Annotated in this window: 21 protein-coding genes; 10 read left to right on the forward strand and 11 right to left on the reverse strand. The window is 68.9% G+C overall.

The window, feature by feature from the left end:
• Window positions 1-10: 10 nt before the first annotated feature.
• On the reverse strand, window positions 11-946 hold the full coding sequence (locus FXO18_RS03760; RefSeq protein WP_149359702.1) for a patatin-like phospholipase family protein: 936 nt from the start codon (window positions 944-946) through the stop codon (window positions 11-13).
• Between the two features lie 60 nt (window positions 947-1,006).
• The gene (locus FXO18_RS03765) at window positions 1,007-1,834 is read right to left on the reverse strand and encodes a tRNA (adenine-N1)-methyltransferase (protein WP_149359703.1); all 828 of its coding nucleotides are present in this window, start codon (window positions 1,832-1,834) and stop codon (window positions 1,007-1,009) included.
• A gap of 179 nt (window positions 1,835-2,013) precedes the next feature.
• Between FXO18_RS03765 and FXO18_RS03770 the strand changes: the two genes are divergently transcribed.
• A complete protein-coding gene (locus FXO18_RS03770) occupies window positions 2,014-2,808 on the forward strand; it encodes a RecB family exonuclease (RefSeq protein ID WP_328593354.1) in 795 nt (264 codons plus the stop codon).
• Window positions 2,809-2,811: 3 nt separating this feature from the next.
• Here the strand turns inward: FXO18_RS03770 and FXO18_RS03775 are convergent, their stop codons facing one another.
• Window positions 2,812-3,414 carry a TetR/AcrR family transcriptional regulator gene (locus FXO18_RS03775; RefSeq protein ID WP_149359705.1) on the reverse strand — a complete coding sequence of 201 codons (603 nt, stop codon included), beginning with the start codon at window positions 3,412-3,414 and terminating at the stop codon, window positions 2,812-2,814.
• A gap of 97 nt (window positions 3,415-3,511) precedes the next feature.
• On the opposite strand from FXO18_RS03775, the gene FXO18_RS03780 reads away from it, so the two are divergent.
• From FXO18_RS03780 to FXO18_RS03800, 5 genes are all read left to right on the forward strand, one after another.
• On the forward strand, window positions 3,512-4,450 hold the full coding sequence (locus FXO18_RS03780) for a sterol desaturase family protein (RefSeq protein ID WP_149359706.1): 939 nt from the start codon (window positions 3,512-3,514) through the stop codon (window positions 4,448-4,450).
• A complete protein-coding gene (locus FXO18_RS03785; protein ID WP_223114486.1) occupies window positions 4,447-5,550 on the forward strand; it encodes a DUF6670 family protein in 1,104 nt (367 codons plus the stop codon). The genes FXO18_RS03780 and FXO18_RS03785 overlap by 4 nt, the downstream gene beginning before the upstream one ends.
• On the forward strand, window positions 5,543-6,430 hold the full coding sequence (locus FXO18_RS03790; protein ID WP_235900424.1) for an SDR family NAD(P)-dependent oxidoreductase: 888 nt from the start codon (window positions 5,543-5,545) through the stop codon (window positions 6,428-6,430). The genes FXO18_RS03785 and FXO18_RS03790 overlap by 8 nt, the downstream gene beginning before the upstream one ends.
• Window positions 6,431-6,527: 97 nt before the next feature.
• Entirely contained in the window at window positions 6,528-7,334 is an 807-nt protein-coding gene (locus tag FXO18_RS03795) for a thioesterase family protein (RefSeq protein WP_149359707.1), read from the forward strand.
• A gap of 117 nt (window positions 7,335-7,451) precedes the next feature.
• A complete protein-coding gene (locus FXO18_RS03800; RefSeq protein ID WP_149359708.1) occupies window positions 7,452-8,093 on the forward strand; it encodes a TetR/AcrR family transcriptional regulator in 642 nt (213 codons plus the stop codon).
• Between the two features lie 8 nt (window positions 8,094-8,101).
• On the opposite strand, the gene hisG is transcribed toward FXO18_RS03800, so the two are convergent.
• From hisG to FXO18_RS03830, 6 genes are read right to left on the reverse strand one after another with little or no spacing between them, the layout of a single operon-like run.
• Entirely contained in the window at window positions 8,102-8,950 is an 849-nt protein-coding gene (gene hisG, locus FXO18_RS03805) for an ATP phosphoribosyltransferase (protein WP_149359709.1), read from the reverse strand.
• 51 nt (window positions 8,951-9,001) lie between these two features.
• Window positions 9,002-9,265 carry a phosphoribosyl-ATP diphosphatase gene (locus FXO18_RS03810; RefSeq protein ID WP_149359710.1) on the reverse strand — a complete coding sequence of 88 codons (264 nt, stop codon included), beginning with the start codon at window positions 9,263-9,265 and terminating at the stop codon, window positions 9,002-9,004.
• Window positions 9,266-9,304: 39 nt separating this feature from the next.
• On the reverse strand, window positions 9,305-10,363 hold the full coding sequence (locus FXO18_RS03815; protein ID WP_149359711.1) for a hypothetical protein: 1,059 nt from the start codon (window positions 10,361-10,363) through the stop codon (window positions 9,305-9,307).
• Window positions 10,356-11,528 carry a sensor histidine kinase gene (locus tag FXO18_RS03820; protein WP_149359712.1) on the reverse strand — a complete coding sequence of 391 codons (1,173 nt, stop codon included), beginning with the start codon at window positions 11,526-11,528 and terminating at the stop codon, window positions 10,356-10,358. Before FXO18_RS03820 ends, FXO18_RS03815 begins: the two co-directional genes overlap by 8 nt.
• A gap of 8 nt (window positions 11,529-11,536) precedes the next feature.
• Window positions 11,537-12,583: a hypothetical protein gene (locus tag FXO18_RS03825; protein WP_149359713.1), complete on the reverse strand. Its 1,047-nt coding sequence runs from the start codon at window positions 12,581-12,583 to the stop codon at window positions 11,537-11,539.
• Window positions 12,580-13,719, reverse strand: a complete 1,140-nt coding sequence (locus FXO18_RS03830; protein ID WP_149359714.1) for a sensor histidine kinase — start codon at window positions 13,717-13,719, stop codon at window positions 12,580-12,582. The genes FXO18_RS03825 and FXO18_RS03830 overlap by 4 nt, the downstream gene beginning before the upstream one ends.
• Window positions 13,720-13,937: 218 nt before the next feature.
• Here FXO18_RS03830 and FXO18_RS03835 point away from each other — a divergent pair, with 218 nt between their 5' ends.
• The 3 genes from FXO18_RS03835 to FXO18_RS03845 are packed head-to-tail and all read left to right on the forward strand — an operon-like array spanning window position 13,938 to window position 17,905.
• Complete coding sequence (locus FXO18_RS03835; protein ID WP_149359715.1) at window positions 13,938-14,780, forward strand: ABC transporter ATP-binding protein; 843 nt, start codon at window positions 13,938-13,940, stop codon at window positions 14,778-14,780.
• Between the two features lie 10 nt (window positions 14,781-14,790).
• Entirely contained in the window at window positions 14,791-15,780 is a 990-nt protein-coding gene (locus tag FXO18_RS03840; RefSeq protein ID WP_149359716.1) for an ABC transporter substrate-binding protein, read from the forward strand.
• Window positions 15,752-17,905: an iron ABC transporter permease gene (locus FXO18_RS03845; protein ID WP_149359717.1), complete on the forward strand. Its 2,154-nt coding sequence runs from the start codon at window positions 15,752-15,754 to the stop codon at window positions 17,903-17,905. The genes FXO18_RS03840 and FXO18_RS03845 overlap by 29 nt, the downstream gene beginning before the upstream one ends.
• On the opposite strand, the gene FXO18_RS03850 is transcribed toward FXO18_RS03845, so the two are convergent.
• Both FXO18_RS03850 and metH read right to left on the reverse strand, forming a co-directional pair.
• Window positions 17,902-18,585 (reverse strand): HAD family hydrolase, encoded by a 684-nt coding sequence (locus FXO18_RS03850; RefSeq protein WP_149359718.1) that lies wholly within the window; start codon window positions 18,583-18,585, stop codon window positions 17,902-17,904. The genes FXO18_RS03845 and FXO18_RS03850 overlap by 4 nt on opposite strands.
• Window positions 18,578-22,144: a methionine synthase gene (metH, locus tag FXO18_RS03855; protein ID WP_149359719.1), complete on the reverse strand. Its 3,567-nt coding sequence runs from the start codon at window positions 22,142-22,144 to the stop codon at window positions 18,578-18,580. Before metH ends, FXO18_RS03850 begins: the two co-directional genes overlap by 8 nt.
• Before the next feature lie 209 nt (window positions 22,145-22,353).
• Here metH and FXO18_RS03860 point away from each other — a divergent pair, with 209 nt between their 5' ends.
• Entirely contained in the window at window positions 22,354-23,208 is an 855-nt protein-coding gene (locus tag FXO18_RS03860; RefSeq protein WP_149360090.1) for a PAC2 family protein, read from the forward strand.
• Window positions 23,209-23,214 lie beyond the last annotated feature (6 nt).

The following is a 23,214-nucleotide window of genomic DNA, read 5'->3' on the forward strand; positions in this document are numbered from 1 at the left end:
GCGAGCCGCGCTACACCCCGAGCATGTCGTGCATGGCCACGGCGCCGAGGTGCACGGCTTCGCGGTATCCGCCGAGGTGCTTGGGGTGTCGGATGACCCGCTCGGCCCCATCGGGCGGCCGGACCTCGAGGATATGCGGCGAGAGATCGGGGGTGGTGCTGTGCTGGTGCAGGATGTCGTTGTCCGCAGTCTCCTGCTCGTAGCGGTCGAGCCAGGCAGGCAGTGCCCCGGGGGCGCGGCGGCCCAGCCAGGCCCGCATGAACGCGCGCTGGTGGGCGGGGATGCCGGAGGGCGTGGTGCTCGCTGGGGTGGTGCGAAGCACGAGGATGTGGGTCGCGCCGTGGGCGATCGCGGTTCGGTATGGGATCGGCTCGGCCACGCCGGCGTCGACGTAGCGGTGCCCGTCGATGGGAATCGGTGGGGCGCCGAGCAGTACGAGGTTCGCGGTGGCAGCGAGGGCTCGCTGCAGGCTTGCGATGTCGGTGATGCAGGGGCGCAGGTCCACGGCGAGGCCGGTGTCCGCGTCGGTCGCGATGGGGTGGAACCTGGCGGCGTTGTCGAGAACGCGCTGGTAGTCGAGGGGGATGATGCGCGTGTAGACGGTGCGCGCGAGGTGGTGGGTGTCCACGATGGCGCCGGGCCCGAGGATGTTGCGTGGTCGCCAGAGGTGCGGGATCACGGCCGGGTCGGAGTAGGCGGCGGCACCGAGCCCGGCTTGGTCGGCGAGCGCCCAGGCAGCGTTGAACGCTCCGGCGGAGGATCCGTAGAGGGCGTCGAAGCTCGGGAGGCAGCGGTGCGCGTCGAGGGCGGTGAGCATGCCCGCGGAGTAGGCGCCGCGGGGTCCGCCTCCCTCGATGGCGAGGGCGAGGCGATGGTTGTCGCGGTGGCCTGCTCGGCGGCGGTCGAGCAGTTCGAGGACGGGGTGCCTGCTAGGTGCCGGCGTCACCGGGCCAGTGTGGCACTCCCCCACGATCGGTTCGCGGCCGGGGCGTACGGTGCCGCCTGGCTATCCCTTGCTGGGGCGTCGCTGGGGCTTCGGCGCGACAACGCCGTCGGCAAGGCGGCGGGCGGAGACGAGGAACGCGGTGTGGCCTTGCATGCGGTGCTCGGGCCGGACCGCGAGGCCGACGACGTTCCATTCGCGCACGAGGGATTCCCACGACTTGGGCTCGGTCCAGCATTGCTGCTCGCGGAGCCCCTCGACAACCCGGGAGAGCTGGGTGACGGTGGCGACGTAGACGATGAGGACGCCACCGGGGATGAGTGCCTTGGCGACGGCGGGCAGCACTTCCCACGGCGCGAGCATGTCGAGCACTGCGCGATCCACCTGTCCGGTGAAATCGGAGACGTCGCCGACGGTGAGGTGCCAGTTCTCGGGGATCTCGCCGTGGAAGTTCTCGACGTTGCGGATGGCATGCTCGGCGTGGTCGTCGCGGATCTCGTAGGAGATCACTTCGCCGGTGGGCCCGACGGCGCGCAGCAGCGAGCAGGTGAGCGCGCCGGAGCCCGCACCGGCCTCGAGGACGCGCGCGCCGGGGAAGACGTCGCCCTCGTGGACGATCTGCGCGGCATCCTTGGGGTAGATGACCTGGGCGCCGCGGGGCATCTTGAGGACGTAGTCGGTGAGCAGGGGCCGCAGCGCGAGGTATGCGGTGCTGTTGCTCGACTTCACGACGCTTCCTTCCTCGGACCCGATGAGGTCGTCGTGGAGGATGGCGCCGCGATGGGTGTGGAACTCGCTCCCGGCTTTGAGCAGCAGCGTGTAGCGACGGTTCTTCGAGTCGCTGAGCTGGACCCGGTCGCCGTCGCGGAATGGTCCGCTTCTGGTGCTCATGCTGGGGGTGTCCTCCCTTGGTACGTGACCGTGACACAGTACACCGTCGGCTGCGTGCGCCGTATTGTCGGTGGTGGTGCCTATCCTTGGTGACCATGGATTCGCAGACGCCGCAGGCCACCCCTCCGAGCACCGTCCGGCAGGACACTTCCTCGACGGGTGCGACCAGCGGATCAGTGGTGCGCAAGCCGCTGGCGCTGTCGCCGTCGCGGGCGAATGATTTCAAGCAGTGCCCGCTGCTCTACCGGTTCAGGGCGATCGATCGGTTGCCGGAGCCGTCGACGAAGGCGCAAGCGCGGGGCACGCTGGTGCACTCGGCGCTCGAGTCCCTGTATGGGCTGCCGCGCCCGCAGCGCAGCCAAGCGCAGGCGATCGATCTGCTGGGCCCGGCGTGGGACCGCCTGGTGGCCGATGATCCTGAAGTGGTGGAGCTGGTCGGCGAGGATCGAGACGGGTTCCTGCGGGAGGCTCGGCGGCTGGTCGAGCGGTACTTCACGATGGAGGATCCCACGCGCTTCGATCCGGAGTCGTGCGAGCTGTTCGTGGAGGCCGAGACGGGGGACGGCGTTCGGCTGCGAGGGTTCGTGGACCGCATCGATGTCGCTCCCACCGGCGAGGTGCGGGTGGTGGACTACAAGACCGGCCGGGCGCCGAGGCAGCTCTACGCGGGCAGCGCGTTGTTCCAGATGAAGTTCTATGCGTTGATGCTGCTGCGCACGCGCGGGGTGATCCCGCACCAGTTGAAGCTGATGTACCTCGGCGATGGCGGGGTGATGACGCTCAGCCCGGACGAGGCCGAGCTGCGGAGCTTCGAGCGGACGCTGGATGCGATCTGGGGCGCGATCCGCGCGGCGGGGCTCAGCGGGGATTTCCGGCCGAGCCCGAGCAAGCTGTGCGGCTGGTGCGATCACCAGGCATTGTGCCCGGAGTTTGGCGGGACACCGCCGGAGTACCCGGGATGGCCGGGCGACTAGGAGCTAGCGCTGCGCGGTAGCGAGCGCGTCGATGAGCCTCTTGCTGCGGGCGCTCATATCGGCGGCGGTCTGGTCAGGGTGCCGGAGCCACCAGTTGACCAGTGAGGTCACCGCGCCCATCCAGACGTCGGTGAGCGCGGAGAGGTCGTGGGGGTCGGTGATGCCGGTGGCGTCGAAGACGGTGGCGATGCCGCGGGCGGCCTGGTTGGCGATGCGTCGGCGGGCGTTGCGGACGGACTCTCCGGCTGGTCCTTCGCGGGGCGCGGACCGGTCGAAGAGCACGTTCCAGTCGTGGGGCCGGGGTTCGAGCGCGGTGAAGATGGCGTCGAGGGTGTGTTGTGCCATCTCGAGGCTGACGGTGCTGGTGATCGCGTTCTCGATGGCGTCGGCGAGGATCGTGGCGGCACGCTCGACGCAGGCGGCGTAGAGGCCATCCTTGGTGCGGAAGTAGCCGTATACGAGGGGTTTCGACACTCCGGCCTCGGTGGCGATATCGGCGAGGGACAGTCCCGCGTAGCCGACGCGGCCGATGTGCTCGGCGGCGATGTCGAGGATCTGGCGCTCCCGCTCGGGGCGAGGGACTCCTTTGGTTCCGGCTGTGGCCATGGTCCCATCCAAGCATTCCAGGCTGGTGGGTATTGACTCGGCCTTCCTCATTTGACTAAATAGTAACTTACTACTTGGTCAACCAGGAGGCGCAACGATGCTCCACGACATCTGGCAGCAGATCGAGAACCCGATCCTGTATGCCTTGCCCGTGTTCGCTATCTTCATCGGCATCGAAGCGATCGCGCTGCGGCACCATCGCCACCACGAGGCCGAGCATGCCGCAGCAGGGAGCGACGCAGCAGGGCCTCGACCGCTCGGATACCTCGGCATCGATACCCGCACGAGCTTGTCCATGGGCGCGGGCGCGCTGGTGTTCATAGCGATCTTCAAGCTGCTCACCATGGTGGCGTTCGTCTTCCTGTTCACCTACCTCGCGCCGTGGCACCTGCCGACCGATACCTGGTGGTACTGGGTCGTGCTGTTCGTGATCCTCGACATCGCGTGGTACTGCAACCATCGCTTCTCGCACCGGGTCCGTATCGGCTGGGCCGCGCACCAGGCGCACCACTCCTCGGAGTACTTCAACCTCGGCACCGCGCTGCGGCAAAAGTGGAACCCGTGGTCCGAGGCGATCTTCTGGGCCCCGCTCCCCCTCCTCGGCTTCGCCCCCTGGACCATCTATGTGGCGTTCGGGCTCAACCTCGTCTACCAGTTCTTCGTGCACACCGAGACGATCGGCAAGCTCCCCCGCCCGTTCGAGCTCATCCTCAATACCCCGTCGCACCACCGGGTGCACCACGGCAGCGACCCCGAGTACCTCGACAAGAACTACGGCGGCGTGCTGATCATCTGGGACCGGCTGTTCGGCACGTTCCAGGAGGAGCTGCATCGCCCCCGGTACGGGCTGACCACGCCGGTGGGCACCTACAACGTCCTCAAGCTCCAGTACGGCGAGTATGGGAAGATCCTCCGCGACGTGCGAGCGGCTCGATCCTGGCGCGACAAGCTCGGGTATATTTTCGCGCCGCCCGGGTGGCAGCCGCGCCAGGATGAACCAGCGGCCATGCATCGTGAAGAGGAGGCGAGCGCATGAGCACCAGCGACCCCACGACCTCGCTCCCCGGGAAAGCCCTCGCTGCGGGAACCCGGCTGCTGATCAATCATGTGGCGCCCCGCATGGATCAACGCATGAGCTGCTCGACGCAGCCTTTCGATGAGCCCACGATGATGCGGCCACACGTGGGGTCCCGCCTCTGGGCATGGACGCACTACGGGGTGTTCCTGCCGCGGTTGCCCGAGCCCTACCGGTTCCTGAACACGATGACGTTCATCGGCGCCACCGGCACGCGATGCTTCGACAATGACTACCTCGCGATGCCCGACGCCCGCGACACCGCGACTGTCCTATCCGCGACGGCGACCGGGCCGCATCATCACTATCGGGCGTATGACGCGCGCCGCGATTGCGATTTCCGGGCTGACGGTTCCGTGCTCTCGTGGGGCGAGGATCTCACCATCACCGCAAACCATCCCCGGTACCGGGTACGGGGCCGCTACGAGCACCTCGAGGTGGACCTGGCCGTCGTCGCGACCGATCACGCTTCCTGGTTCGTGCGCACCCCGCCTTACGACCATTTCAGCCTGCTCGCCACGGTGACAGGCACGCTCACCGACGAGCGGGGAACCACGCGGATCTCGGACTTGTGCACGGTCGAGTACGCGCGATGCATGTCTCCCCAGTCGCTAGCGCCGCGGCCGCTGCCCGAGGTAGCAAAGCTCCCGGTGGACTTCTTCACCTACCAGATCATCAATCTCGATGAGAGCACGCAGCTGCTGCTCACCGATGTCCGGGCCGCGGGCGCCACCGCGTGCCGGTTGGCCCACGTGCGAACGTTCGACGGGCCCGCCGAGGTGCATGACGATGTGACCCTCGAAGTGCTGGAGCACCAGTCCGCTCCGGCCGTCGATCCGTTGGGCCGGACGATGCGTATCCCTGCGCTCATGCGATGGGCCGTGCGGAGCAACAGCGAGGTCGTGGGAGAGTTCCTGGCGAGAGTGGATTCCGAGCCGCGCTATGGCCACGGCCGCGGCTACGTCGCCGCATGCACCTATGAGGGCGACTGGCACGGCCGACGCATCGCCGCCACCGGCTACCTGGAGTGGATCGATTGCCTCCCCGAGCAGCATGCCTGACCAGTACGAACGAAGGAGCAAGCCCGCGATGCACTACCTGCTGAACCCGCCGCAGCGGATCACCGACACCGTTCGCTCCCTCATCCCGGGGCGGCTCGCGCATTCGCGGCGGAAGGCCATCGAGGACAAGGTCATCGTCGTGACTGGAGCCTCGAGCGGGGTAGGCCACGCCGCCGCGCTCGCGCTCGCTGCGCGCGGTGCCACGCTCGTCCTGGTCGCCCGCGGCGCCGAGGCCCTGCAGGAGGTCCGTGACGAGATCGTCGCGGCCGGTGGCTCCGCGGAAGCGATCAGCGGGGATCTGGCGAGCGCCGAGGATTCCGCGCGCCTGTCCGCCGAGATCCTCGCCCGGCACAAACGAGTGGATGTGCTGGTCAACAACGCTGGCCGATCCATCCGTCGCAGTGGCGCGGACGCCGCCGATCGGTTCCATGACTACGAGCGCACCATCGCGATCAACTACTTCGGCGCGGCACGGCTCACGATGGCATTGCTGCCTTCCATGCTCGAGGCCCGCTCGGGGCACGTCGTCAATGTCGCGACCTGGGGCGTCGCTGCGGGCTCCATGCCGTTGTTCACCGCGTATCACGCATCGAAGGCCGCGCTCGCGGCGTTCGGCCGCAGCCTCGCAGCGGAGACCAGGCCCGAGGGCGTGCACGTCACCACCATCGGGTTCCCCCTGGTCCGCACCGCGATGATCGCCCCGACCGCCAAGTATGCCTCGGCGCCCGCGATCAGCCCGGAGCGCGCCGCGGAGTGGATCATCGATGCGATCCGCACGCGCCCCGTGGAGGTTCACCCGCGCTACGCCCACGCGCTCCGCGTGATCGGGGCGCTCTCCCCGCGCGCGGTGGACGCCTTGGTATGGCGCATGGGGATCTAGCGCCCGGTCGGTCCCAGTGCGGCCAAGCGATAAGGTATACACGATGTCTCACATGCACTGGCGCGCGCCCGCGCCGGCAGCGAACGAAGGAACCACGATGGCGCAGCCGTTCTACCTGCCCCTCAACGGTCAGGATGACACCGAGTGGGAGCACGTCCAGCCGACTAGCTCCACCGTGAGCGTGTGGTCGTCGAGCATGCAGCATGGCTCCCCGCCCGCGGCGCTGCTGGTGCGCGCTCTCGAGCAGTGCGAGCCGCGCGACGATGCCCGGCTCTCGCGGGTGTCGGTGGAGATCCTCGGGCCGATCCCGCTCACCGAGTGCCGCGTCCGTGCCTACGTCACTCGTCCGGGCACCAAGGTCGAGCTGCTGCGCGCCGAGCTCGAGGCCCAGCTCGACGATGGGACGTTCCGGCCCGTCGCGACCGCGCAGGCCTGGCGGCTCGCCACCGCTGACACCAGCGATTCCACCATCGTGCATGACGAATCGATGCGGCACCGCGATACCGGCCGGGATGCCGATCCCGCCAAATTCTTCCCGCCCGGCTACGTGCACATGGTGGAGTGGGTGCTGCTGAACAAGCCCGGCGGCACCGGGCCGGGGCAGTTCTGGGGGCGGCCCCTCGTGCCACTGGTCGGCACGGAACCGATCACTCCGCTGCAACGATTGTTCGCCGTGGTGGATTCAGCGAACGGGCTCGGAGCGAAGCTCGACATCCGCAAGTGGACCTACCTCAACACGGACCTGACCGTGCATCTGCACCGACAGCCCACGGGCGACTGGGTGGGTGTCTCCGCGGAGTCCTCGGTCGGCCCGGAGGGCATCGGCATGTGCGCAGCAACGCTGCATGACGAGCACGGCGCGCTGGGCCGCTCGGCGCAGACCTTGCTAGTACGACGTCGATAGCAGTGCCGGACCAGGGGCCGGTGCCTGCTCACGCGCTTCACCGGATCGATAACATTTCGCGCCCACCCCGTCCTGTTTGCAGCACGGTGAACTGCTACAGCACTAAAGTTTCCTCCCATGGCAGATGAATCGAGCAGGAAGAAGTCCGGCCGGCCCAGAGTGCTGCACGAGCACGATATCGTGGCCGCCGCGCTCGCGGAAGGCCTGCTCGATGCCACCATGCCCGCTGTCGCCCGTCGCCTCGGGGTCTCGCATTCCGCGCTCTACCGCTACTACGCCGACCGCAATGCCCTGATGCAGGCCTGCATCGCGCAGGCCGTGGCGTCCATGCCCTGGCCGGACCCTGAGGAGCCGTGGCGCACGATGCTTCCGAAGCTCGCCAGCACCACCTGGGACATGCTGGAACGCTATCCCGGGCTCACCGAGACAATGCTGACGGCGACCCGCTCCCCCGAGGAGATGACCTGCCTCGCGGAGAAGCTGGTCCGGGGACTCGTTGCACAGGGCTTCACTCCGCACGATGCGATCCTGGCGATCGAGCTGATCGGCGACCTGACGCTGACGACGTTCACGGCCACGCAGCGGCTCGATGCGCCCGTCGATGGTGGCGGCACACTCCGCGATCTGGCACGGGAGGACTGGGTTCGCCCCGGCGTGCTTTCCGACGCCCTGTCCGACGAGACGCTCTGGCAGGGACGCGTCAGGCTCGAGAACAAGGTGTCGCTCATCCTCGAGGGGTTCGCCCAGCGCGTCGGATAGCCCGGCACCTACAGCCGGCAGGACCGGATGTCCGAGGCCAGGATCGCCTTGGTGCCCAGCGCCGCGAGGTCGTCCATCACGTTGTTCACCGACCGGCGCGAGACCATGGCCCGCACTGCCACCCACCCTGGGTCGGCGAGCGGCGCGACGGTGGGCGACTCGATGCCGGGCGTGATCGCGGTGGCCTGCTCGAGAAGCTCCTTGGGGCAGTCATAGTCGAGCATCATGTATTGCTGCGCGAACACCACGCCCTGGATGCGGGCGACGAGCTGGTCGCGCGCGGGTGTGGAGGGCACATCGCTCTCGCGCTCGAGCAGCACTCCCTCGGAGGCGCAGAGGGTGTCACCGAACGCGACGAGGTTGTGCTGCCGCAGCGTCCGCCCGGATCCCACGACATCCGCGATGGCGTCAGCGACACCAAGCTGGATGGAGATCTCGACCGCCCCATCGAGACGGATCACGGTGGCGTTGATGCCGCGGCGCGACAGGTCGGCGCGCACCAGGTTCGGGTAGGAGGTCGCGATGCGCAGTCCCTCGAGCTCCTCGACCGTCCAATCGCGTCCTTCTGGGGCGGCATAGCGGAACGTGGACTTGCCGAAGCCGAGGGCGAGCCGCTCCCGGACGGGCGCGCCGGAGTCGGCGGCGAGATCACGGCCAGTGATGCCGAGGTCGAGCTCGCCGGAACCCACGTAGATCGCGATGTCCTTGGGCCGGAGGAAGAAGAACTCGACCTGGTTGAGCTGGTCGAGCACCGTGAGGTCCTTGCTGTCCGAGCGGCTGCGGTAGCCGGCTTCGGCGAGGATCTCGGCAGCAGCCTCGGAAAGGGCGCCCTTGTTCGGGACAGCAACGCGCAGCATGGGATTGGTTCCTTCGGGTCTCGCGGTCGTGGTGGGCGGCAGGTGCGACGCTCAGAGATGCCGGTAGACGTCCTCGAGGGAAAGCCCGCGCCCGATCATCATCACCTGCACCCAGTAGAGCAGCTGCGAGATCTCCTCGGAGAGCTCATCGTTGGACTGGTACTCGGCCGCGATCCATACCTCGCCGGCCTCCTCGAGGACCTTCTTGCCCTGGGCGTGCACGCCCGCGTCGAGCGCCTTGACAGTGCCCGACCCCTCGGGGCGGGCAGCGGCACGATCCTGCAACTCCGCGAACAGCGCGTCGAAAGTCTTCACGACCGCCTATTGTGGCACGGAAGCCATGCCTGCGGCGATTCAGCGCACCCTTGCCAGGGATTCCGGCGTGATCTCGAACCGTGCGACGCCGTTATCGGCCATGCTCAGGACCGTGGCCAGGGCGTGGCGGCCCGGCGGCAGCACGCGAGCCGTCACCGTCGTGCCCGGGCCAGCCCGGTCCAGCGCGCCCCGTAGCGCCTGGCTGATGGCGTGCACCGCGCTGGCCCGCTGGGCCTCTGGCATGCCCTCGAGGGAACCGTCATCGAGCAGGATCACGGTCGCGCCGCGTGCGCGGGCCTCCTGCGCCGCGGCGAGGATCTCTTCCGTGGCGAGCGATCGGGCCCGGATGCGGTCCCGTAGCTGCGCCTCCGCCAGCGCGATCTGGGCGATCTCGTCCGCAGTGAGTTGCTCGGCATGCACGATCCGCTCGAGGAGGGGGCGCGCTGTCTCGTTGAGGTACGTGAGCTGCCGGTCGCGCTCGGCCAATCGTGCTGCTCCGCCATGCAGGTCCGATACCACCGACGCCGTCGTATCGCGCAGCTCATTGATGACGCTGACCTGCCTGCGCAGCGTGATGCCGAGCACCGTGCAGGTGCCGATCATGCTGAGGTTCCACGACAGCTCCTGCCACGGATCCGCGACATCCGACGGCACGGGACCGGCGATGAACCACCAGCCAAGAATCGTCGTGGCGAGCAACGCCTCGCCCGCCCAGGCCGCTCCCAGCCGGCCTCGCAATACCAGGAAGCAGAAGATGATGGTGCCGGTCGGCCACGTCCACGAGGCGTAGAGCGCGACACGGTCTGGTTCGCCGATCATCGCGATGTTCGCGATCGCAGCGAGCCCCGGCAGTACCGCGATGGCCGTCGCCGCTCGCCCGGGCAGCGGGTCGCCGGGAGCGCGGAGCAGCAACCAGGTGGCAGCGGCGATCAGCAGCACCGAGGCGAGCCACCATGCGGGGCCGCGGTCCCACGTGCCCGTGGTGAATGCCCTCGCGCACTCGGCGATGGTCCACGCGGCTGCGATGGCGAGAGCACCGCCGCTGCCCAGGCCGATCAGCGCTGGCGTGTCCGTGCGGGCAAGGTTTCCGTCATTCATTGGTGCTGCTCCAGGTCACGGTGACGGTGGTCCCCTCGCCGGGCGCGCTATCGATGTCGAGCCCCGCGCCTTCGATGATCGCGACGCGCCCACGCATCGCGGTGTGGATCCCGAGCCTGCGCGGCGGGATGCGCGTGGGGTCGAAGCCGGCCCCGTTGTCGGCGAGCATCGCGCTGACGAATCCAGGACCGCAGTGCACGAGCAAGCCGCGCCGCGCGTCCTCGCCGGCATGGCGGACGCTGTTCCGGGCGGCCTCGGCGATCACTTCCTGGAGCATCCGCACCACTTCGAGGCGATAGGTGGCACCTGGATCATCAACGACCGCGTGGAAGCCAAAATCCTCGCGGACGTCGCCCACGGTCTGGCGCAGCCGCGCCACTACCTCGCGGGCGCCGACGGGCTCGTCGCCATCGTCGCTGCGGGCAAGGGAGTCAAGGGTCTCGAGGCTGCCACGCGCGGATTCCCGGACGGCCGGCAACGGCGCCCGGCTGCACGCGGCGACGAAGGTGGACACGATCGTGTCGTGGACGAGCGCATCGAGCCGGTCCCGTTCCTGGCTGATCGCTGTCTCGCGGACCCTCTCGGTGGCTCCGGCGCGCAGCGCCGCGGACTCGGAATCAATGGTGGCCGCGTTCGCCTGCACGCTGCGGATCATCGCCGCGAAGATCACACCGATCATGGCGATGGAGATGCCCTCGCGGATCGCCCATCCCGCCGGCACCCCATGCTGGGCCCATGATGTGCCCATCGCGTGCAGGGCCGCATAGGCGATGGCAATGGGAACGAGCCCGCGGAGCGGGAGGACGAACGATGCGGTGATGATCGTCCCGGACCCGATGAGCAGCGGCCACGGCATCGTGATCGGTGGGAGCCGACCCTGCTCGAATGCCAGCGGCAGCGCCGCGACGACAGGGATGTACAGGATGGGATAGGCACCACAGATCATCCGGACGGCACGCGCGCTGCCCCACACCGAGGCAACCATCATCGCGGCATACATGCCCGGGATCGCAATGATCGCTGGGACCAGCCACCACCAGGGGTTGCCCGCCATCTGCTCGAGCATGCCGGGCAGCTCGATGCCGAGAAAAGCAGCCCCAGCGATGCCGAGGGCGAATCCGAGCACACGGGTCATGCGTCCGGACGCCGTGTCCTCCTGTGCCATGAACCTCCCTAGCGGCATGCGGGGCCCTCCACCTGCTGCTCGATCTGGATGGGCGCTCCCCGCCGCACCGTGATCCGGCGCGTCCCCGAGGTGGAGGTCGAGACGATGGAGCACGCGTGCTTCCTCCCTGGCGGCACTACCCGTACGGTAACGGTACCGTCCCGCTGCTCGTCGAGCACGCGAGCAACGAGCGCGTGCATCGCCTCCACGGTGCCACTGCCCGCGCCCGCGAGCCCACCGTCATCGAGCAGCACGACCTCGACGCCCGTGCGGCGGGCACGGGTGGCTGCCTCGAGCACGACATCGCTCGCGAGGATGCGCGCACGGACCCGATCCCGCAGCGTCGCCTCGACGAGGAGAATGTCTTCCCTCTCCGCGCGATCGAGCGGCCCGCCACTCGCGATCCTCTCGAGGCGCGGGACGGCGATGCGCTCGAGCTCCGCGACCAGCCTCGTGGACTCCAGCGCTCGCGCCTCCACCGCTGCCCGCTCCGCCGCGAGGGCTTCCCCAGCCACACGGAGCCTCGATATCCTGCGGCTGTGCGCCCGCAGCGTCAGCGCGAAGCAGATCCCGATGGCGAACAAGCACGAGGTCCAGATCAGCAACGACGCGATGCTGCCCCGCCACCCATCACCGGCAACAACGGGCATCAAGGCATGCGCGAGCGAGGCAACGACATGGCCGGCCACCGCGGCGACGATCCGACCACGGACCACGAGCACCGACATCATCGCCACGGTCACCACCCAGGTCCAGCGCGGCTGGCGACCATCCATCTCGATCACCCAGGACTCGGAGACCGCCACGAGCAGAGCCAGCACCACCGCCAGCCAGGCCGATAGCGCTGGCATGGGATCGCTGCGCCCGGCGACAGCGAGGATCGACATCGCCAGCGCGGCCGGACCGATGATGAGCGCGCCAAGCATCCCGAGCCATGTCGGGTTCGCGATCACGGCCCCCGCGCTGCCCAGGACGACCCAGGCCACCATGACCGCGATGGCCGAGCGCCCACCGAGGCCCGCTAGGGCGGCCGCGGAAACGGCCTCGCGCTTCACCCTGCCCGCCAGTCGATCCGCACAGTCGTTCCTCGTCCAGGGGCGGAAATGACCTCGGCGTGCCCGCCGGGCACTTGCCGCATCCGTTCCTTGATCGACAAGGCGATGCCCATTCGCCGCGGCGACACCTTCCGCGGGTCGAACCCCGTCCCATCGTCGGTGATGCTGACAGCGATGCGCTGGGGCGCGATGCGGCCGTGGATGCGGCGTGCCACCTCTCGGCCATCGGCTCCGGCATGGCGCAGGGAATTCGATACAGCCTCGGCGACAGCCGCGGAGATGGCTTCGACGACGGCTCCGGGGACTGGTTTCCCGCCCCCCACGACGATGCGGTGCTCGATGCCGAACGCTCCCACGTGCCGCGGCACGATCAGGGCAGCCGCGGCGTCCGGGGCGAGATCGCTGGGACGCTCCGCGGGATGCTTGAGACCCCGGATCGCGAGAAGCCCATGGCGCGCCGCCTTCACGGCCTCCTCGCCCGCATGGCCTTGGCCCGCGAGGACGAGCGCGGACAGGACCGAGTCATGCACGAGGGCGTTGCCGCGCGCTCTCTCCTCGCTGCTGGCACGCGATGCCGCGGCACGCGCCGAAGCGTGCCACATGGCTGCGGTCTCGCGATCGACCAGCGCCGCTCCCCGGCGCAGCGCCAGGACCGCGGTGACCAGGACGACGGCAAGGGCCATGGAGCCGGAGATCTCCGCCGTCAGGAGCCGGAGCCATAGCCCTCCGGTGGCCCACGCCATTTGCGCCACCATGAGCACCACCAGTGCCACGTAGTGGAGCCAGGCGAGCTTGCCCGACGCGACGGCCGCGACCATCGCCGCGGCCGCGCCGCCGACGGCACTGGTCCAGGGCCAGTCCCCCCAATCGAGGGCTCCCCGCGGATAGGCGGCGAACCCGGACAGCACGATGAGGGCGTAGAGCACGGCGTAGGTGGCGACGGTCATGCGGACCCAGTGCAAGGGCGCGAGCATCCCTGCCACCACCGGACCAAGCGCTGCGGTGGCGAGCACCACAGCAGCGGGCACGGACCACGCCGCAGAGGCCACCGTGGCCTGCTCCCGGATCGCGGCGGCCTGCGCGAGGATGAAGACGACACCGGCGATCCCCGCCATGATGGCGACGAGCCGGATCATCCGTTCCTCGGTACGCGGAAGTGCGTCCAGTGCTCAGCGCTCCCCTCATGCCGCGCGAGTCTGATTCTTGGCAGGTATACGCTACTCAGCGATCGCCGGGATCGCGAAGCGCGCCCACGGGCACCGGCGCCAGGCGGGCCGCCCCTCCTCGCCCGGGCCAGCCCCTTCCGCCGAGGGCGAGCACCACCGGCAGGTTAGGTTCGGCTACGCTTACCGCCATGCATGAGCAATGTGGACGCTCCGCGCTCGCCGCCGACGCGGTGACGATCGGCTACGGGGACGCGGACGTCGTATCGGCCGCCAGCCTCACCCTCTCGACCGGCGCGGTGGTCGCACTGGTCGGGCCCAACGGCTCGGGCAAGTCAACATTGCTGCGGGGGCTGGCCCGGCTGCAACGGCTCCGCGCCGGCACGGTCACCCTCGATGACGACCGCGACGCAGCCAGGCTCAGCAGCAAGGAGTTCGCGCGCCAGCTCACCATGCTGGCCCAGAGCAGGCCGACACCCTCGGGCATGACCGTGCGCGATGCCGTGGAGTTCGGCAGGCACCCGCACCGCACAGGCTGGCGCGGCCGCGACAAGGATGGGCCACGGCGCATCGAGGAGGCCCTCGCGCTCACCGGGATGACCACCAATGCCGATGTCCTCGTCGATGAGTTGTCCGGCGGCCAGCTCCAGCGCGCCTGGTTCGCCAGCGCACTCGCGCAGGACACCAAGGTCCTCCTGCTCGACGAGCCGACCAATCATCTCGACCTGCGCTACCAGGCCGAGATCCTCGAGCTCCTGCGCGCCCTGGCCGACAACCACGGCGTCGCCATCGGAGTGGTGCTCCACGACCTCAACCATGCGGCGACGCTCGCCGACCGGGTAGCCGTCCTCTCGCGCGGCACCATCGTCGCCGAGGGCCCGCCCGCGGAAGTGTTCACCAGCACGCTGCTCAGCGAGGTCTACGAGATCGAGGTGACCGTCGACCGGCCGGGGCACGACCACGCGCCGGTCATCAACGTGCCGCGCATGCAGCTGCGGCAGCAACAACCCGCGAGCATCGGCTCGCGGTCCTGATGGAGGTTCAATGAAGTCACGATCTATCCAGTGGGGCGGGCTCGCCCTGATCGCGGCGCTGGCGGCGAGCGCCTGCGGCTCGACGGAAGCACCCGTCGACGCCACCGGGCAATCCTCCGCGGACGCGATCACGGTCACTGACGGGCGCGGCGAGGAAGTGACCCTGCCCAACGGCCCGGCCACCCGCGTCGTCGCGCTCGAGTGGAACCAGGCCGAGATGGTCGTCACCCTCGGGGGCGAGCTCGTCGGCCTGTCCGATCCCGACGGCTACACCAGCTGGGTCGGCGACGTGGCGCCGCTGCCCAACGATCCGGTGGATGTCGGCGTGCGCAGGGAACCGAGCATCGAGACGGTGTCCTCCCTCTCGCCCGACCTCATCATCGGCGGGCTCAGCTCCATTCCCGAGGAGGCACTGGAGCAGATGGAGCGGATCGCACCGGTGGCATTGCTCACCGGGGCCAGCGCCGACGATCCGATCGGCACCGTGCGCGCGGACTTCGGGATCGTCGCGGAGCTGCTCGGCAAGCAGGACGAGGCCGACAATGTCCTCGCGGACCTCGACGCGACGATCGCCGAGAACGCGACTCGGGTCGAGGAAGCAGGCCTCGCGGGAACCCCCGTCGTCCTGAGCTCCCCGTATGCCAGTGGCGCGAGCCTCACTATCCGCATGCACGGGCCGCGCACCGCTGTCCAGCAGGTCGCTGACAAGATGGGCCTGGCCCCCGCCTGGACCGATCCCGGCGACGACGCCTTCGGATTGTCGAACATCGACCTCGAGGGTCTCACCGAGCTTCCGGCCGACACCGTCTTCATGTATTGGGGCAACCGGGAGAGCGACGATGTGGTGAGCACGTCCATGGCGGGCAACGCCCTCTGGGACAACCTCCCCTTCGTCCAGGCCGGGCGGGTCCACGAGGCCGCTGTGGCGATCTGGGCCTACGGTGGTCCCGCATCGCTGAAGGCATGGAGCAATGACATCATCCGGGTGCTCGGGGCCTAGCTTGACGATCGCCCCCTCCGCTACCCGCGACGGGCAACGCCGGGAGCCTCCCCACGAGGCTCCCGCGTTGCCCGTCCGCCGGGGCTGGTCCGTCACCACGATGGCGACGGCCTCGATCCTGCTGCTGCTCTGGCTCCTTGCCGCGGTGGCCGTGCACCTGACGCAGGGCACCGCTGATCTCGGCGCGACGGAGCTCTGGCAGCTCGCGACCGGCCAGGGAACCTCGCAGGCAGCGAGCATCGTCGCTGAGTCACGCCTGCCTCGCTTGCTCGCCGGGCTCACCGTCGGGGCCGCCCTCGGTGCCTCGGGCGCCACCATGCAGGCCGTCGCGCGAAACCCGCTCGCCTCGCCCGACACCACAGCGGTCAACGCGGGCGCGTTCCTCTGCCTCACCGTGGTCGCTGTCCTCGGCTACACGCTCTCCCCGCTCACGGGCGCTGCCTTCGCCTTCCTCGGCGGGCTCGCCGCCGCGACGGTGGTCATCGTGCTGTCCTCGGGCGCCTCGGCCTCGCCCATCCGCTTGGTGCTCGCCGGATCAGCCATCACCACTGGTCTCGCCTCGATCACCGCCGTGCTACTCCTGCTGTTCCCCTGGCAGACGCAGAACCTGTTCGCCTGGGGCGCGGGATCGCTGGGGCAGAACGGCGCCACCTCGGTCCGCGCCCTGGCACCCATCGTGGTGGTCGCGCTGATCGCCGTGGTGCTGCTCGGACGCCGGCTTGATCTGCTGCAGCTCGGCGATGACGCGGCACGATCCCTGGGCATGAACGTGACCGGCGCAAGGATCGGCTTCGTCCTGCTCGCGGTAGTCCTTGCCACGACATCGGTCGCGATCGTGGGCCCCATCGGCTTCGTCGGCCTGTGCGCTCCCGTGCTCATGCGCCTGCTCGCCCACTGGGTGCGGCCGATGCGGCGCCACCGGGTCCTGGTCGTGATGAGCGCGCTCGCGGGCGTCGCGCTTGTGCTCACCGCTGATGTCGCGCTGCGGGCCTCGTTCGGCTCGGTGAGCGGGGTGACTGTCCCAACAGGTGTCATCACCTCGTTGCTCGGCGCGGTCGTGCTGATCGTGCTGGCCCAGCGGACCCGCGCGAGCATGAGCACCGACACTCTCGCCACGATGCATGCGGCAACGCGCCGGGGGCTGGGTGCTCAGCTCGTGATTGCCGGTGCCGTGCTCGTCCTCGCCGGTGCCGCGATGGCCGCCGTGCTCATCGGCGACAGCACCTTGCTCCTCGGCGATGTGGCGCATTGGTTCCAGGGCGTGGCGTCGGTGCATGTGCAGATCGTTCTCGAGACGCGCGTTCCGCGGGTCCTCGCGGCTCTTCTGGCCGGGGCCAGCCTCGCTCTCGCCGGGGCGCTGGTGCAGGCAGTGACGCGCAATCCGCTCGCGGACCCGGGGATCCTGGGGATCTCGGGCGCGGCCGGGCTCGGCGCCGTCGCCGTCATCATCTCCTCCACCACCGTCGGTTTCGCCCGGACGCTCGGCGGCGCGCTCCTCGGCGCGGCGATCGCGGCGGTCATCGTATTCCTGCTTGGCGCTCGCGGCAGCACGGACCAGACGCGGATGGTCCTGGTGGGCGTCGGGGTCGGTGCCGGGGCCAGCGCGCTGACAACGCTGCTCATCGTGCAGTCCGATCCGTGGAACCAGAACATGGCGATCACCTGGCTCGGTGGATCGACGTACGGTGCCACCCTGCTGCACCAGGCCCCGATGCTGGCCGCCCTCGCAGTGGCGGTGATCGTGGTGTCGCGGACCGCGCGCGATCTCGACCTCGTCCAGTTCGACGACACGACGCCGCGAACCCTGGGGATCGATCTGCACCGCACCCAGCTGCTGCATATCTCGATCGCCGTGCTGCTGACCGCGGCGGCGACCGCGTCGATCGGTGTCATCGCGTTCGTGGGGCTCGTCGCGCCGCATGCTGCCCGCCTGATGATCGGGAAGCGGCACCGGCACATGCTGCCGCTGTCGATCACGCTGGGCGCGCTGCTCGTGGTGATCGCGGACCTCGTGGGCCGCGCGGCCATCGCGCCGGGCCAGCTTCCAGCAGGCATGGTGACGGCCGTGATCGGCACGCCCTACTTCCTATGGCTGCTGTGGCGGATGCGGCCCCAGCGCGGCTAGCGCGGCATCCAGATGGCGCGCAGCTCGTCGAGGGTGAGGCCCTCGAGGCTGTGGCGCTGGACGCGGCGCGGACCCGCCGGGACGGGCACGGCGCACGGGATGACGAGGACGGTCGCGCCCGCTGCCTCGGCGGCGGCGGTACCGGTCGACGAGTCCTCGATGGCGAGGCAATCCGCCGGACGCAGACCAAGCAGATCGGCGGCCTTCTCGTAGGGCTCGGGGTGCGGCTTGCCGAGCTTCACCTCGTCACCGCACACGATGGCACCGAACCTGTCCCGGCCCAGAGTGCCGAGCGCCCGCTCGGTGAGGTAGCGCTCGGTGTTGGTGACCAGTGCCATCGGCATGCCACTGCGGCCCACCATGTCGAGGGCAGCGCGAGCGCCTGGCCGCCACACCAGTCCCGCATCGAACAGCTCGGCGGTCTTGGCGCGCAGCCAGTCACCGGCCGTCGAGAGGTCAGCAGGCGTGTAGGACAGGCCGAGGTCGTCGAACAGGATGGTCAGGCTGTGCGCCATGTTGGAGCCGACCATCGCTTCGCGTCCCTCGGTGGACAGCGTGCCGCCGAGATGCTCCGCGAGCGCCTCGAGGGACACATCCCACAGCTTCTCGCTGTCGAGGAGGGTGCCATCCATGTCCCAGAGGACCGCGGCCAGCCCTCCGCTACTGCTCCGATCAGACATTGAAGTACTTGGCCTCCGGATGGTGCAGCACGAACGCGTCGGTGGATTGCTCGGGGTGCAGCTGGTACTCCTCGGACAGCACCACGCCTAGCCGCTCCGGCTCGAGCAGCTCCACGAGGGTGGCGCGGTCCTCGAGATTGGGGCACGCCCCGTAGCCGAAGGAGTAGCGGGCTCCCCGGTAGCCGAGCTTGAAGAACTCCTGCACGTCCTCGGGATCATCGCTGGCGACCTTGTTGCCGCTCTCGTACACGAGCTCCTCGCGGACCCGCTGGTGCCAGTACTCGGCGAGCGCCTCGGTGAGCTGCACGCCGATGCCGTGGACCTCGAGGTAGTCGCGGTAGGCGTTCTCGGCGAACAGGTCGTTGGCGAAGTCCGCGATGGGCTTGCCCATGGTGACGAGCTGGAACGGCAGCACATCCACCTGGCCGGTCTCGCGGGCATGCTCGCGCGAGCGGATGAAGTCGGCCACGCACAGGAACCGGTCCCGCTGCTGCCGCGGGAAGGTGAACGAGCATCGCACGGGCGCATCCGGGTCGGGTGACTCGAGCACGTGCACGGTGTCCTTCTCCGACACCGCCGCGAAGTAGCCGTAGACGACGGCAGCGTGGGCGAGGATGCCCTCGGTGGCGAGGCGGTCGAGCCAGTAGCGCAGCCGTGGCCGCCCCTCGGTCTCGACGAGATCCTCGTAGCTGGGCCCCTCGCTGCCCCGCACGCCGCGCAGGCCCCACTGGCCCATGAACAGGGCCCGCTCATCGAGCGTGGTGGAGTAGTCGTTCAAGCTGATTCCCTTGACCACCCGGGTGCCCCAGAAGGGCGGCGTGGGCACGTCCATGTCGGCAGCGACATCGGAGCGCTCGGGCACGACGATGGGTGCTTGCTCGGCCTTGCGCTTCTCAGCGATGCGCTTGGAGCGCTCGTGCCTTGCCTTGCGCTCCTCCTCCTTGCGGCGGGCCTCGATGGCCTCGGGACTGTCCGGGTCCGGCCCCTGCCCGCGCTTCTCCGCGATGAGGGTATCCATCAACCGCAGTCCCTCGAACGCGTCGCGCGCGTAGCGGACCTGCCCGTCGTAGACCTCGGTCAGGTCGTTCTCCACGTAGGTGCGGGTCAGTGCCGCCCCACCGAGCAGGACGGGGAACTGATCGGCCATGCCGCGCTGGTTGATCTCCTGGAGGTTCTCCTTCATCACCACGGTGGACTTGACGAGCAGACCAGACATGCCGATCACATCGGCCTTGTTCTCCACAGCGGCATCGAGGATCGCCGAGATGGGCTGCTTGATCCCAAGATTGACGACGTCGTAGCCGTTGTTGCTGAGGATGATGTCGACGAGGTTCTTGCCGATGTCATGGACGTCGCCCTTGACGGTGGCGAGCACGATGCGGCCCTTGCCGTCCTCATCGGTGGCTTCCATGTACGGCTCGAGGTGGGCGACCGCGGTCTTCATCACTTCCGCGGAGGTCAGGACGAAGGGCAGCTGCATCTGGCCGGAGCCGAACAGCTCGCCCACCTCCTTCATGCCCGCGAGCAGATGATCGTTGATGATGGCGAGCGGCGGCTTCTCCCCCATCGCCTCGTCGAGATCATCCTCGAGGCCGTTGCGCTCGCCGTCGACGATGCGCCGCTCGAGCCGCTCGAACAGAGGCAGCGCCGCGAGCTCGGCCGCCCTGGACTCGCGCGCCGACGCTGCCGAGACACCCTCGAACAGCTTCATGAATGTCTGCAGCGGGTCGTAATCGTCACGGCGACGGTTGTAGACGAGGTCGAGCGCGACCTTGCGCTGCTCCTCGCCGATCTTCGACATCGGCAGGATCTTCGAGGCGTGCACGATGGCCGTATCGAGCCCGGCCTGGGTGCACTCGTGGAGGAAGACCGAGTTCAGCACCTGCCGGGCGGCAGCGTTGAGGCCGAAGGAGATGTTCGACACCCCAAGGGTGGTGTGCACGCGCGGGCGCTTCTCCTTGAGCATACGGATGGCCTCGATCGTCTCGAGCCCGTCGCGGCGGACCTCCTCCTGCCCGGTGGAGATCGGGAAGGTGAGGCAGTCGACGATGATGTCTTCCTCGCGCAGCCCCCAGTTCGTGGTGATGTCCTCGATGAGGCGCTCAGCGATGCCCACCTTCCATTCGGCGGTGCGGGCCTGGCCCTCCTCATCGATGCACAGCGCCACCACAGCGGCCCCGTGCTCCTTGACCAGCCGCATGATCTTCTGGAACCGCGAATCCGGCCCGGCACCGTCCTCGTAGTTCACCGAGTTGATGGCGCAGCGCCCGCCCAGATGCTCGAGACCGGCCCGCAGCACCTCCGGCTCGGTCGAGTCGAGCATGATCGGCAGCGTGGAGGACGTCGCTAGCCGCGAGGCGAGCTCGGACATGTCGGCGGCGCCATCACGACCGACGTAGTCGATGCACAGATCGAGCATGTGCGCGCCATCGCGGGTCTGGTCCTTGGCGATGTCGAGGCACTTCTGCCAATCGGCGTCGAGCATCGCGTCGCGGAAAGCCTTGGAGCCGTTGGCGTTGGTGCGCTCGCCGATCATCAGGATGGAGCTGTCCTGCTCGAAGGGGACCGCCGTGTACAGCGATGCCACGCCCGGCTCCGGCCGGGGATCCCGCTTGGCCTTCTCGACAGCGCGGACAGCGTCGCGAACCGCGGTGATGTGCTCCGGGGTGGTGCCGCAGCAGCCTCCCACCATGCCGAGCCCGTAATCGGTGACGAACCCGGTCAGCGCGGTGGCGAGCTCGTCGGCCGTCAGGGGGTACTCGGCGCCGTTGCGCCCGAGCACCGGCAGTCCCGCGTTGGGCATCACCGACACCGGCAACCGCGAATGCTTCGACAGATGGCGCAGGTGCTCGCTCATCTCCTCGGGGCCCGTGGCGCAGTTCAGCCCGATCATGTCGATGCCCAGGGGCTCGAGAGCGGTCAGCGCCGCGCCGATCTCGCTGCCGAGCAGCATCGTCCCCGTGGTCTCCATGGTGACGTGCGTGATGATCGGCAGCCGCGACCCCGCCTTGTCCATGGCGTGCTGCGCGCCAATGATCGCTGCCTTGACCTGCAGCAGATCCTGGCTCGTCTCGATGAGGATGGCGTCCGCGCCACCGTCGATCATGCCGAGCGCGCATTCGGTGTAGGCATCGCGCAGCGCGGCGAACGGCGCATGGCCGAGGGTGGGCAGCTTCGTGCCTGGACCGATGGAGCCCAGCACGAATCGCCCGATCCCATCCGGGCCCGGGCTGTACTCGTCGCATGCCTCGCGGGCGAGGCGGGTACCCCGCTCGGCGAGGTCCCGGATGCGATCCTCGATGTCATAGTCCGCGAGGTTCGGCAGGTTGCAGCCGAAGGTATTGGTCTCGATGGCATCAGCGCCCGCCTCGAGATAAGAGTGGTGGATATGGCGCAGGACATCGGGGCGCGTCTCGTTGAGGATCTCGTTGCAGCCCTCGAGGCCGCGGAAGTCGTCGAGGGTGAGCTCGGCCGCCTGCAGCATCGTGCCCATCGCGCCATCACCGATCAGGACACGGCGGGACAAGGCATCGAGAAACTTCGGCGAAGGCACAGGCATGGACTCCAGGGTAATGGTCGGGACCGACAATCCTCATCATCGGTGCTCGCGCTAGCGCGCGCGAGCAGAACGCCCGCGCCACGCTACCTGCTGCGCGAGTCGGGCCGAAACCACCCACCGGCACGCGGAAGGAGCCCGATCGGTCGTAGGCTGCACGTGTGAGCATCCGCTACGAGACCAACGACCCGCCATCCCTCCGCGACCCCGTCATGGTCGCCGCGTTCGAGGGATGGAACGACGCGGGCGACGCCGCCACCGACGCGGTGGAGTACCTGGAGCTCATCTGGGATGCCTCGCCGCTCGCCGAGCTCGAGGCCGACGACTTCTACGACTATCAGGTCAACCGGCCCACCGTCCGGCTGGTCAACGGCATCACCCGCGAGATCACCTGGCCCAGCACCCGCATCTCGGCCTGCACTCCCCCGGGAAGCGACCACGACCTCGTGCTGCTGCGCGGCATCGAGCCGAACTTCCGGTGGCGGACCTTCTGCGACGAGATCCTCGGGCTCGCCGAGTCCCTCGGCGTCACCAGGATCATCCTCATCGGCGCGCTGCTCGCCGACACCCCGCACACCCGCCCGGTGCCCGTCACAGGCACAGCCTTCAGCGCCGAGGTCGCCAAGCAGTACGGCCTCGAGCAGACCAAGTACGAGGGCCCCACCGGGATCGTGGGAGTGCTGCAGGACCAATGCGTCCGGCGCGGGATCCCCGCAGTGAGCTTCTGGGCAGCGATACCGCACTATGTGGCACAGCCCCCCAACCCCAAGGGCACCGTCGCGCTGCTGCGCCGCATCGAGGATGTCCTCGACATGGAGGTCCCGCTCGGCGAGATGCCCACCCAGGCAGAGGAGTGGGAGCAGGCCATCAGCGAGATGGCCGAGGACGACGAGGAGATCGCCGAGTACGTGCGGGCGCTCGAGGAACGAGGCGACGCCGAGGATGATCTCGGGCAGCTCGCATCGAAGATCGACGGGGAAGAGATCGCCCACGAGTTCGAGCGCTACCTTCGCCGCCGCGGCCCCGGCACAGCAGGCGGGCACGGGCCAGGCTCATCGGACTCGTAGCGCTCC

The organism is Lolliginicoccus suaedae (assembly GCF_008312885.1).
Lineage (GTDB): Bacteria > Actinomycetota > Actinomycetes > Mycobacteriales > Mycobacteriaceae > Lolliginicoccus > Lolliginicoccus suaedae.

What these genes read in the sequence shown, in the direction of transcription:
- FXO18_RS03765 (WP_149359703.1), bottom strand. Translation starts at nt 1,834, where the DNA reads ATGAGCACCAGAAGCGGACCATTCCGCGACGGCGACCGGGTCCAGCTC.
- FXO18_RS03775 (WP_149359705.1), bottom strand. Translation starts at nt 3,414, where the DNA reads ATGGCCACAGCCGGAACCAAAGGAGTCCCTCGCCCCGAGCGGGAGCGC.
- FXO18_RS03780 (WP_149359706.1), top strand. Translation starts at nt 3,512, where the DNA reads ATGCTCCACGACATCTGGCAGCAGATCGAGAACCCGATCCTGTATGCC.
- FXO18_RS03785 (WP_223114486.1), top strand. Translation starts at nt 4,447, where the DNA reads ATGAGCACCAGCGACCCCACGACCTCGCTCCCCGGGAAAGCCCTCGCT.
- FXO18_RS03790 (WP_235900424.1), top strand. Translation starts at nt 5,543, where the DNA reads ATGCCTGACCAGTACGAACGAAGGAGCAAGCCCGCGATGCACTACCTG.
- FXO18_RS03795 (WP_149359707.1), top strand. Translation starts at nt 6,528, where the DNA reads ATGGCGCAGCCGTTCTACCTGCCCCTCAACGGTCAGGATGACACCGAG.
- FXO18_RS03800 (WP_149359708.1), top strand. Translation starts at nt 7,452, where the DNA reads ATGGCAGATGAATCGAGCAGGAAGAAGTCCGGCCGGCCCAGAGTGCTG.
- hisG (WP_149359709.1), bottom strand. Translation starts at nt 8,950, where the DNA reads ATGCTGCGCGTTGCTGTCCCGAACAAGGGCGCCCTTTCCGAGGCTGCT.
- FXO18_RS03815 (WP_149359711.1), bottom strand. Translation starts at nt 10,363, where the DNA reads ATGAATGACGGAAACCTTGCCCGCACGGACACGCCAGCGCTGATCGGC.
- FXO18_RS03820 (WP_149359712.1), bottom strand. Translation starts at nt 11,528, where the DNA reads ATGGCACAGGAGGACACGGCGTCCGGACGCATGACCCGTGTGCTCGGA.
- FXO18_RS03830 (WP_149359714.1), bottom strand. Translation starts at nt 13,719, where the DNA reads ATGATCCGGCTCGTCGCCATCATGGCGGGGATCGCCGGTGTCGTCTTC.
- FXO18_RS03835 (WP_149359715.1), top strand. Translation starts at nt 13,938, where the DNA reads ATGCATGAGCAATGTGGACGCTCCGCGCTCGCCGCCGACGCGGTGACG.
- FXO18_RS03840 (WP_149359716.1), top strand. Translation starts at nt 14,791, where the DNA reads ATGAAGTCACGATCTATCCAGTGGGGCGGGCTCGCCCTGATCGCGGCG.
- FXO18_RS03845 (WP_149359717.1), top strand. Translation starts at nt 15,752, where the DNA reads ATGACATCATCCGGGTGCTCGGGGCCTAGCTTGACGATCGCCCCCTCC.
- FXO18_RS03850 (WP_149359718.1), bottom strand. Translation starts at nt 18,585, where the DNA reads ATGTCTGATCGGAGCAGTAGCGGAGGGCTGGCCGCGGTCCTCTGGGAC.
- metH (WP_149359719.1), bottom strand. Translation starts at nt 22,144, where the DNA reads ATGCCTGTGCCTTCGCCGAAGTTTCTCGATGCCTTGTCCCGCCGTGTC.
- FXO18_RS03860 (WP_149360090.1), top strand. Translation starts at nt 22,354, where the DNA reads ATGGTCGCCGCGTTCGAGGGATGGAACGACGCGGGCGACGCCGCCACC.